The 549-nt window shown below is 61.0% G+C and carries 1 protein-coding gene; it reads right to left on the bottom strand.

The features are described 5' to 3' along the window. A partial coding sequence (locus FY112_RS00250; protein ID WP_246700568.1) for a carboxyltransferase domain-containing protein occupies positions 1–502 on the bottom strand: 502 nt, incomplete at its 3' end. Positions 503–549: the final 47 nt, after the last annotated feature.

Genomic DNA, 549 nt, shown 5'->3' with positions numbered 1-549 from the left:
GCGGCATGTAGATGCGCGGATCGAGACCGTGCAGATAACCGAAACCGGGCGCGCTGCCCAAGGCGAAGACACGGTAGGTCGCTTCATGATGGATGCGGACGACCTCGCGGTCGCTCAAGCCCGAGAGATCGCAAAGGGCCGGCAGATCCGTCGCATATTCGCCGCCATAATGGACGGGGATCTCGATGGTCTTGCCCTTGAGATCGATGCTGCGGGCATTCTCCCATGCCTCCAGCAGCCGGGAGACCACCGCATCAGGATCTTCGGGCGTCTCCTTGAAGATCACCAGCAGATTGGTCATGCCCGGAATGTTTTCCGCAAGGTCCGCCCAGTCTTTCACGGTCTGGGACAGAGCCCAGATCCGCCGCTGCGCGACGAGATCGAAGTCGCCTGGCGCCTCGAGTAGGAAGGATCTGGCACCGATCGAGGAAACGCGCGCCAGGCTTTTGGTGGCCGGAACGATTTCGCGTTGCGATGCATGTCTGTTCGTCGTGGCGATCATGATGGGAGCTCGATTTCGAACAGAGGATCACCGAAGCCGACCAGCGC

Source organism: Rhizobium sp. PEPV16 (assembly GCF_008919455.1).
GTDB lineage: Bacteria > Pseudomonadota > Alphaproteobacteria > Rhizobiales > Rhizobiaceae > Rhizobium > Rhizobium leguminosarum_Q.
The sequence above is the reverse complement of the archived record's forward strand: the minus strand, read 5'-3'. Positions and strand labels throughout refer to the sequence as shown.